The 9,746-nt window shown below is 38.8% G+C and carries 11 protein-coding genes; 5 read left to right on the forward strand and 6 right to left on the reverse strand.

The window, feature by feature from the left end; translation table 11 throughout:
* The 3 genes from VB797_RS22660 to VB797_RS22670 all read right to left on the reverse strand — a co-directional run.
* The coding region (locus VB797_RS22660; protein ID WP_323240002.1) for a hypothetical protein at positions 1-636 on the reverse strand (636 nt) is incomplete at its 3' end.
* A 70-nt stretch (positions 637-706) separates the two neighbouring features.
* Positions 707-2,008 carry a DNA cytosine methyltransferase gene (locus VB797_RS22665; protein ID WP_323240003.1) on the reverse strand — a complete coding sequence of 434 codons (1,302 nt, stop codon included), beginning with the start codon at positions 2,006-2,008 and terminating at the stop codon, positions 707-709.
* A gap of 75 nt (positions 2,009-2,083) precedes the next feature.
* A complete protein-coding gene (locus tag VB797_RS22670; RefSeq protein WP_323240004.1) occupies positions 2,084-3,022 on the reverse strand; it encodes a metal ABC transporter substrate-binding protein in 939 nt (312 codons plus the stop codon).
* Between the two features lie 169 nt (positions 3,023-3,191).
* On the opposite strand from VB797_RS22670, the gene VB797_RS22675 reads away from it, so the two are divergent.
* From VB797_RS22675 to VB797_RS22695, 5 genes are all read left to right on the forward strand, one after another.
* Positions 3,192-3,929: a metal ABC transporter ATP-binding protein gene (locus VB797_RS22675; RefSeq protein ID WP_323240054.1), complete on the forward strand. Its 738-nt coding sequence runs from the start codon at positions 3,192-3,194 to the stop codon at positions 3,927-3,929.
* Positions 3,930-4,044: 115 nt separating this feature from the next.
* Positions 4,045-4,890 carry a metal ABC transporter permease gene (locus VB797_RS22680; RefSeq protein ID WP_323240005.1) on the forward strand — a complete coding sequence of 282 codons (846 nt, stop codon included), beginning with the start codon at positions 4,045-4,047 and terminating at the stop codon, positions 4,888-4,890.
* 287 nt (positions 4,891-5,177) lie between these two features.
* Positions 5,178-5,414 carry a hypothetical protein gene (locus VB797_RS22685; RefSeq protein ID WP_323240006.1) on the forward strand — a complete coding sequence of 79 codons (237 nt, stop codon included), beginning with the start codon at positions 5,178-5,180 and terminating at the stop codon, positions 5,412-5,414.
* Complete coding sequence (locus VB797_RS22690) at positions 5,411-5,677, forward strand: type II toxin-antitoxin system RelE/ParE family toxin (RefSeq protein ID WP_323240007.1); 267 nt, start codon at positions 5,411-5,413, stop codon at positions 5,675-5,677. Before VB797_RS22685 ends, VB797_RS22690 begins: the two co-directional genes overlap by 4 nt.
* Positions 5,678-5,861: 184 nt before the next feature.
* The gene (locus VB797_RS22695) at positions 5,862-7,670 is read left to right on the forward strand and encodes a sodium:solute symporter family transporter (RefSeq protein ID WP_323240008.1); all 1,809 of its coding nucleotides are present in this window, start codon (positions 5,862-5,864) and stop codon (positions 7,668-7,670) included.
* 69 nt (positions 7,671-7,739) lie between these two features.
* On the opposite strand, the gene VB797_RS22700 is transcribed toward VB797_RS22695, so the two are convergent.
* The 3 genes from VB797_RS22700 to cysT are packed head-to-tail and all read right to left on the reverse strand — an operon-like array spanning position 7,740 to position 9,728.
* Positions 7,740-8,006: an NIL domain-containing protein gene (locus VB797_RS22700; RefSeq protein WP_323240009.1), complete on the reverse strand. Its 267-nt coding sequence runs from the start codon at positions 8,004-8,006 to the stop codon at positions 7,740-7,742.
* A gap of 26 nt (positions 8,007-8,032) precedes the next feature.
* Positions 8,033-8,875 (reverse strand): sulfate ABC transporter permease subunit CysW, encoded by an 843-nt coding sequence (gene cysW, locus VB797_RS22705; RefSeq protein WP_323240010.1) that lies wholly within the window; start codon positions 8,873-8,875, stop codon positions 8,033-8,035.
* Positions 8,862-9,728 carry a sulfate ABC transporter permease subunit CysT gene (gene cysT / locus VB797_RS22710; RefSeq protein ID WP_416350905.1) on the reverse strand — a complete coding sequence of 289 codons (867 nt, stop codon included), beginning with the start codon at positions 9,726-9,728 and terminating at the stop codon, positions 8,862-8,864. The genes cysW and cysT overlap by 14 nt, the downstream gene beginning before the upstream one ends.
* Positions 9,729-9,746 lie beyond the last annotated feature (18 nt).

A 9,746-nucleotide genomic window follows, 5' to 3' on the forward strand; every position in this document is an offset into this window, starting at 1 on the left:
TTCATCTTCATCCAAAGCCAATTCAAACATCGCAATAAGATTGTCTTCCATAAACTGTGCTGACACTGGACGACAAATCAATTCCGAAAACTTTTCCGTACAACAAGCAATATCTTGCTGTGTCTGAACAACTCCTAATTTATCTTTTCCACCTTTTGCTTGTACTGGAATAACAAAATGGGTACCGTTACGATTAACACCAACATAAATTTCGTCAATTTCAATTTGACCTATATCTTGTACAGTAGTGCGTAAATGATTCTGCAACGAATAAGTTGTTATACCTAGAAATATATCTATCAAACGGTTATAGCGTACCTTGGCTAATAGAGCTTGTTCGTCAGTTAATGCATATTTAGCGATAATTTCTGGTGTTGAATCAGGAATTTTAATTTTTATAAGATTAGGATTAGGAATTATACGATTAACTTTGCTAAGTTCAAATCTATAATTTCCTGTTCCAGCTAGTTTTATAGTCCATTCAAAATCAGTAGCAGCAGTATTTGATATCTCCTCTGGTAAATCTTTCCGGAAGCGATATTTATATATAACATCACCCAGATTTTTTGGTGCAACAATACCTAAAAGTTTCGCTATTTTAGTAAACTCATCACGGTTAAAAGGAAAACTTTTCATTCCTTCCTGATAATGTTGTCGAAAAATTTCAACTATAATTGCATCATATTTTCCAGTCTTTTTTTTTGATTTAGATATTACTAACTTTATTTTGATATCTTCTTATTCTAGGTTCTATAATATGTGCAGAAACACCGAATTTTGCCGCAGCTTGAGACATATTTAATTGTAATAAACTATCGTCGCCTAATTGCTGTATTTGCTGCGGTTTAACTGGAATTATTTCTAACGTGCGAATGATTTCTGTTGCAACTGCTTTAGCTAAAAAAGGTGGAACTGAGTTTCCTATTTGTCGAAATCCATGCCATTTTGTAATGTGGAAACGAAACCAGTCGGGGTAAGAATGCAATCGTGCTGCTTCTCGGACGGTAATACATCGTGGTGTTATGGGATGAATTGGACGTGGAGAGGTGAAAGCGCCTCGGTTACTGGGTGTTCCAGCCCTCAGAGTATTACAAACACCATCTATGGCTAATTTATAAAAATGGCTAACTGGTTCACTTTTTCCCGGTTCTGTTTGTTGAAATCTCTGTCGAGATTGCGAACTATGTTTTGTACGAGTGCTGGAAGTTAAATAAGAGTAATTAAATGAGCGTTGATAGGAATAATCGTTTTCAATTAATAAAAAACCGCGCAATTGACTGCTATAATCGCTCGGTTTGCCATATTCGGCAATTACCCAGTCTCGATCAATCAGTTGCGAGTAATTCTCTACTTCTGGTAAATCTCCGATTGCATCCCACACTGTAGGTGTTGCGGGTAAAGACAAGTTATTTACAATATATTTTGATTTCTTAGATGTTTTCGGTTGAGTAAGTGGTTGAGGATATTTAGGTAAATTAAAACCTTGGCGACATCCTAAAATAAATAATCTAGCTCTATCTTCAGGAACTCCGTAATTTGTAGCGTTAAGAACTCGATAATTCGCTTCTACTTGATAACCTTTTTTTTGAAATTCTTCGATAACTTCCGATAAAAACTTTTTATGTTCTCCTACAGTTAATCCCGGTACATTTTCAAATACAAAATATTTTGGTTGTAACTCCAAAATCAACCGCAAAAAATGAAACACTAAAGAATTTCTTGGGTCATCTAAAGCCCGCTTCCCAATCATCGAAAATCCCTGACACGGAGAACCACCAAACACTACATCGATTTCTCTATTTTTAATTTGAGAACGCTTCCTAATTTCTTCTCCCGAAATATTCTGTACACCTGCACATAAAATAGACCAAAAAGGAAAATTAAATTCATGGATAGCACAATGAATCGGGTCTAATTCCACAGCAGCAAGCACATCAAAACCAGCTTGCTCAAAACCAAGAGTCATCCCCCCCGCACCCGCAAACAAATCTACAGCAATAGGACGCATTTTTAAAAAATTTTAATTAATAGCTCATAACTCTTAATTCTTAACTCCTAACTCATAACTCCTAACTTATCCCCCTTACTCACTCAGCGCTTCAACAATAGTCCGAGTATTTGACTGCATCATTTTAATATAAGAATCTCCTTCGCTCCCAGATGCGCCGATGGAATCGGAATATAATTTTCGAGGTGCTAATTTGACGTTAGCTTCTTGAGCTACAGTTTGAATTAAAGCTGGGTTGATTGTTGTTTCGGCAAATATGGCTTTTACTCCTGTTTTTTTCACTTCCTCTACTAATTGTTTCACAGTTTGAGCGCTTGGTTGTTCTTCAGTGCTAATACCGATTAATGTCCCAGCAATTGGTATATCATAAGCGCGTCCGTAATATTGAAATGCATCATGGGTTGTAATTAATTTTCGCTTTTCTTTAGGGATAGTTGCTATTTGTTGAGTTATGGAATTATCTAACTGCTGCAATTGTTTAACGAGTTTTTCTGTATTCTCACTAAATTTTTCTCGATCTTCTGGCGATAATTTAATTAAGGCATCCCGAATCGCGATCGCCATTTTGATCGCATTCTCTACATCACCCCAAATATGAGGATCGGGTACTGTAGTTTTTCCACCTTTATCTAACTCTAAGGGTTTGGCAACTTCTCCTACTGCTAATTTATCGGCTTTTACACCTGCTGCTTTTATGAGTTTAATTAACCCCGGTTCGAGATTATAACCGTTGTATAAAATTAATTCTGCGGTTTCTAAAACTATGGTATCTCTAGGTACTGGTTCGTATACATGAGGGTCTGTACCTGGTTGCAAAATACTCTTTAAATCGATCTCGTCTCCGCCGATATTTTTGGTTAAATCGGCAATTATCGTACTGGTTGCAACTACGTCAGGTTTACCATCTTCAGGAGAATCAGATCCTACTCCAACGCACGCGCTTACTGACAATAAAAGTATCCCTAATAACCCGTGCAAAAAATATCTGCCCTGGGAATGAGTAAACGCTTCCATAATTTATATCAAAAGTTATCATAATGTTTTCATTTTGTAGGTTACATTATTCTCATAATCTTTTCATTTTTTGTTCGCTTCTAGAAAAAATCCCATGCAAAGTGTCAACTTTTCGCCAGACGATAACCTAGCAAATGAACAGCGCATCTATCATATACAGGATGCGGCGATGGTAAATGATGCAAGTATTAAAGTTGCTCGTGTGGGTGTAAGCTATCGCAGTCTAGAAGCGCTTTCGGATATTAATTGTGTTATCAAACCGGGACGATTGACGGGGATTTACGGTCCGAACGGTGCTGGTAAAAGTACTTTGATGAAAGCGATGTTGGGGTTAGTTGATAGCAGTGGTACGGTTTTGTATCAAGGTAAACCTTTAACGAAACAGTTGGAAAAAGTAGCTTACGTTCCCCAACGCAGTCAAATTGATTGGACTTATCCCGCTACAGTTTGGGATGTGGTGATGATGGGGAGAGTCAAGAAAACGGGATGGCTGCGGAGTTTTTCGGGGGTGAGTCGTCGGGTAGCAAAAAGTGCGCTGCAAAGAGTTGGGATTTGGGAATATCGCGATCGCGCTATCGGACAACTTTCCGGAGGACAGCAGCAACGGGTATTTTTAGCCAGAGCTTTAGCCCAGGAAGCGGAAATATTTTGTTTTGACGAACCATTTGTAGGAATCGACCAAAAAACTCAAACGGTGCTATTTGAAGTCTTCCACGAGCTAGCAGCCGCCGGAAAAACCGTTTTAGTAGTTAACCACGATTTAGGCGAAACAACTACTCATTTCGACGATATCATTTTATTAAATCGTCACATAGTTGCTGCGGGTTCAAGGAAGCAGGTATTGACAGAGGAAAATTTATATCAGGCTTATGGTGGGAAAGTCATGTACTTTTCAGATGCAGCGTGAAGGGGAGATGGGGAGATGGGGAGATGGGGGGATGGGGAGATGGGGGGACAAGGGAAGAATTCCCAATTACCAATTACCAATTACCAATTACTAATTCCCAATTACCAAAATAATTATGTTTGAAGCGTTAGTTGAACCGTTACAGTATAGCTTTATGCAGCGATCGCTAATTGTGGCGATTTTGGTGGGTTTTTTGTGTGCGGTTGTTGGTAGTTATTTGATGGTGCAGCGGTTGGCTTTGCTGGGTGATGCGATCGGTCATTCGGTGTTACCGGGTTTAGCGATCGCGTTTATTTTGGGGATGAATATTTTTGTGGGAGCCTTTATTGCGGGGGTTCTCAGTACGATGGTGATAACGTGGATTAGAACGCGATCGCCAATTAAGGAAGATGCTGCGATGGGAATTGTGTTCTCGGCATTTTTTGCTTTGGGGATTACTTTAATTACTATTGTGCAGAAAGATAATAAAATCGATCTCAATCACTTTCTTTTTGGTAATATTCTCGGCGTTACGGTTTCAGATATGCGAGATATTGCTGTAATTGCGGCTGTTGTGCTTGCGATCGTATTTTTACTATATAAAGAGTTATTATTTTATACTTTCGATCCATTGGGAGCGCAAGCTGCGGGTTTGCCCGTAAATCGGCTTAATTTTGGGTTGATGGTAATTATTGCTTTGACGATTGTTGCTAGTTTAAAGGCTGTTGGTGTGATATTAGTTTTATCGTTATTGATAACACCGGGAGCTACAGCTTATTTATTAGTTAAACGTTTGCATGAAGTGATGATATTAGGGGCGATAATTGGGGTGATTTCGAGTATCAGCGGAATGTATTTGAGCTATTTTTATAATTTACCTTCAGGTCCGGCGATTGTGTTAGTTGTATCGGGTTTATTTGTTTTATCTTTGTTATTTAGTCCCGCTCACGGTGTGTTGACGAATATGCAGAAGAAGAGTTAAAGAAAATAATTAAACTTGTAGGTTGGGTTAGACACGATTCGGGAATTTAGTTTTTAACGCCAAGTTATGATTATCGTGTCGTAACCCAACATCACCATATTGGATAAATAGAGGAGAGATATTTTCAACTGTCAGCAATACAGTGTTGGGTTACGGCGCTGAGATGAATTTTTTTTTGAATATCTGGATTTTTCATGCACCTAACCCAACCTACTAACTACTAACTGCTTTGCGAACTTGATGGTAAAGTGGTAATTAAATTTTGCGATTTAGTAATAATTATAAAAATGAAAACCGAACGCGAAAGAAAACAAATAATCGATACTATTAACGTACTGTTAAATCAAGCATACGACAGTACACTAGACGAAATTTGTGCATTACTCCAAAAAATCGAAGATGAAGAGGATGAAAATGATTTGAAAGCTTACGACGAAGGTAAAGAAGATATAGGTCAAAATGGCACTGTACCTTGGGAAGAAGTGAAAAACGAGATTCAAGAAATTAAACAGGATGTTGCGTGAGTTACGAAATTCAGATTTCCAAGAGTGCATCTAAACAAATTAAAAAGTTATCATTAGAACTACAAGAGCGCATACAAGATAGAATTGACAACTTAGCGATAGAACCCCGTCCAGATGGAGTGAAAAAGCTTAAAGATCGAGAAAACGGTTATCGTATTCGAGTAGGCGACTATCGTATTTTGTATGATATTTTTGATGCCGTTTTATTAATAAGTGTTGTAGAAGTCGGACATCGTAGCAATATTTATAAAGATAAAAATTAATCAAAGCAAGAGTGTATGTAGCCCACGCAGGTGGGCTTCGTATTTGTAGCCCCACCCTTCGAGGGTGAGGGCTATTTTAATTAAGCAACGGAAACCTAAACCGTCAAATAACGGACTTGATGTAAATCTATGTTTGCTGTATTGTCCGTCATACTACTTATTCTTAGATTAAATCTAAAAATTTATGTTACAGCTTGTTGATTATCTAATTATTGGTGTTTATTTAATTGGTATAGTTCTTTTTGGGCTTTATCTGGAACGTAAAGCTTCTACGGGTATTGACTCATATTTCTTGGGAAACCGCAGTATGTCTTGGTGGGTTTTGGGTGCTTCGGGAATGGCATCAAATACCGATTTGGCGGGTACGATGGTGATTAGCGCTTTGATTTACGCTGTGGGTGCGAGAGGATTTTTTATCGAAATTCGCGGTGGTGTGGTGTTAATCATGGCGATTTTGATGATTTTCATGGGTAAATGGAATCGTCGCGCTCAGGTAATGACGTTAGCTGAATGGATGCGGTTGCGTTTCGGTACGGGAAGGGAAGGAAATACGGCACGGATTATTAGCGCGATCGCAAATTTAATGTTTGCGGTTGGTGCTATGAGCTATTTTACTGTTGCAGGTGGTAAGTTTTTAGGTCAATTTCTTGGTGTTAGCGATGAAATTGCTTCGATTGGGCTGGTTCTTCTAGCTTTGGTATACACGGCGGCTAGTGGTTTCTACGGTGTTGTCTGGACTGATGTTTTTCAAGGTGGTTTGATTTTTGTCGCGATAATTTATGTTTGTGTTTTGGCTCTACAAATTGCTACTATCCCCGATACGTTTGCGGTTTCAATTCCCGGTACAGAACAGTTAAAACAATGGAGTTTCAGCGAGTGGAGCAGTATTTCACCAACTTTAACTGTAGATTTACCGGGGGATTATTCCATATTTAACTTGTTCGGTGGGGTGATTTTCTTTTATCTTGTAAAGGAGTGTCTGGCAGGTGTTGGTGGTGGTGGTGGCTATATGGTGCAACGTTACTTTGCTGCTAAGAGCGATCGCGAAGCTGGTTTACTTTCTCTATTTTGGATTATTTTACTTTCATTCCGCTGGCCTCTCGTTACCGCTTTTGCGATGTTGGCTATTCATTACGGTGCAACTCAAGGTGTTATATCTGACCCAGAATTGATTTTACCTACCATAATTGCCGCATACGTGCCGGTAGGAATGAAAGGATTGTTGATAGCTTGTTTTCTAGCAGCAGCAATGTCTACTTTTGACTCGATCATTAATTCCAGCGCTGCTTATTGGGTAAAAGATATCTATCAAGCATATCTCAAACCTCAAGCGACTAATCAACAGTTAATTACCCAAAGTCGTTTAGCATCTGTGGTAATTGTAGTTGTAGGAATGCTCTTTAGTTATCAGATTAAAAATATTAACGAAATTTGGGGATGGCTGACTTTGGGATTGGGTGCGGGGTTAGCAATTCCTTTAGTATTAAGATGGTATTGGTGGCGCTTTAATGGTTATGGATTTGCTCTTGGTACTGTCGCCGGAATGTTAGCAGCCATTTTTACGAAAGCATTTGTCATCGCAAATTTAAATCAAGTGTATCAAGAATATGCTTTGTTTCTCATCCCTAGTCTTTCATCATTTATTGGCTGCTTAATCGGGACATTTTCTACCGCACCAACCGATTTACAAGTAATAGATAATTTTTATAAAGTTACTAGACCATTTGGATTTTGGGGAATTGTGCGGAAAAATCTGCCAGCAAATATTCAGCAGAAAATTCAAAACGAAAATCGTCGGGATATTCTTTCGACATTTATCGCAATTCCCTGGCAATTGACTTTATTTATGTTGGGAATTACCTTCATGATGAAGCGCTGGGATAATTTTGGTATTTTGTTAGCATTATTAATTGTACTTTCAATTGCTTTGTATTTTACTTGGTTTAAACATCTTTCTAAAGAAGTGAAGATTGTGGAAGATTTGGATTTGTAATCGAGAGACTTTCTTACTTATGATCGGGGAGCGAGACGCTCCCACTACAAAAATTATTACTATTATGACTTACCAAGTATAGCTTTGATGATTATCCCAAACTTCCAACGCTAAATTGTGTAAATAATTAATAGCAAGCTTAATGTGTTGGTCGGTTCCCTGTAAATCTAAAACAAACCAACCATCACCAATCGCATTACCACCCAAAATTGCAGACCTGATGTTAATCTCTAAATGATAATCGGAAACAAGATGGGAAATCACGGGTTGATCGTGATAATCTTTAGGAATTCTGACTCGAATTTGTTTCTGTGTAAGGGTATTATTTGAGGACATATTATAATTAACCTCTTGGCTTTTTTTTAAGAAACTTTTTTAGTCGAATGACCTGATATTTGTTCGAGAATCTCCTTTAATACCAGCGTTACTAATGCCAACATTGCCAAAATTACCGCAGATGAAAATGCAGCTTCAGTTTGATACTGTTTGTAAGCATCTTCAATAAATAGAGGCAAAGTTTGGGTATCACCACCAATATTTCCCGATACCACGGAAACTGCACCAAATTCACCCATTGCTCTGGCATTGGTCAACAATATGCCGTACAGTAAACCCCAACGGATATTGGGAACTGTAATCCGCAGAAAAGTTTGCCATCCACTTGCACCAAGAATTTTTGCTGCTTCTTCTTGATCTTTCCCAATTTCATCTAACAGCGGAATTACTTCTCTAGCAACAAAAGGCATACTTACGAATGCGGTTGCTAAAACCATCCCTGGAATTGCAAAAATAATCTTGATGTCATGGTCTATTAACCAACCACCCAACCAACTGTTACGTCCGTACAATAGCACCAGCATTAATCCTGCAACTACAGGTGAAATTGAAAAAGGTAGGTCAATTACACTCAAAATAAAAGCTCTTCCGGGAATCTTATCGCGGGTAAGCGTCCAAGCAGCGCAAAGACCGAAAACTGTATTTATGGGTACAACAATTAGTGCCAGTATCAAAGTTAACCAAGCTGCATAAAGAAAGTTTGGTTCGGATAGGTTAGCTAAAAACGGCTGTACTCCTTTTTTGAAAGCTTGAACAAATACATTTACGGTGGGAATGTAGATTACTAAAGATAAATAAAGCAGCGCGATCGCAATTAATACTTTCGGAACCCAGTTTTGTTGATGCGGTTGAGATTTATTTCGGATCATATCTTCTTCCCCAAGCTTGTAAAAGGTTAATTGCTAGCAACAGTACCAACGAAATCAGCAGCATCACCACCCCGATTACAGTTGCTCCGGAATAGTCGTACTGTTCCAAGCGCTGGAAAATCAATATTGGTGCAATCAAATCCTGAAATGGGGTATTCGATGAGATAATTACCGTTGAACCAAATTCCCCTACAGCGCGAGAAAATCCCAAAGCTACACCAGTTAAAATCGCAGGTATCAAAGCCGGTAGAATTACTCGCGTGAATGTCTGCAATTGATTTGCACCCAAACTCCAAGCTACTTCCTCTATTTCCTTTTCCATTTCCTGCAATACTGGTTGCACGGTTCGCACCACAAAGGAAAGCGAAATAAATGTCATGGCGATCGCAACTCCCAAACGGGTATAAGATACCTTGATGCCAAAGGGTACAAACAGCGCACCAATCCAACCATTTTCGCTGTATACGGTAGCTAGAGTTAAACCAGCTACAGCAGTTGGCAGAGCAAACGGTAAATCTACGGAAGCATCAACCAGCTTTTTCCAGGGGAACTCATACCGAACCAGTACCCAAGCTAAGAGAGTTCCAAATACCCCATTGATCGATGCACTCACAAAAGCTGTAGTAAAAGTGACATCATAAGCAGAAAGCGCGATCGGACTAGTAGCAATACTCCAAAATTCAGCCGGAGATTTTTCAGAAGCTTTAAAAAACATGGCGGTTATCGGTATTAACAGCATAACTGTTAAGTACACAAAACTAATTCGCCACGCCCAGCTATTTGCAAATAATGAACTGAAATTTTTCCAAGCAGACTGTCTCCGAAATCTTTTACCAGGTGATAATACTGTCATGAGGATGGGGGGATGGGG

This window comes from Rivularia sp. UHCC 0363 (assembly GCF_034931125.1).
Taxonomy (GTDB): domain Bacteria; phylum Cyanobacteriota; class Cyanobacteriia; order Cyanobacteriales; family Nostocaceae; genus Rivularia.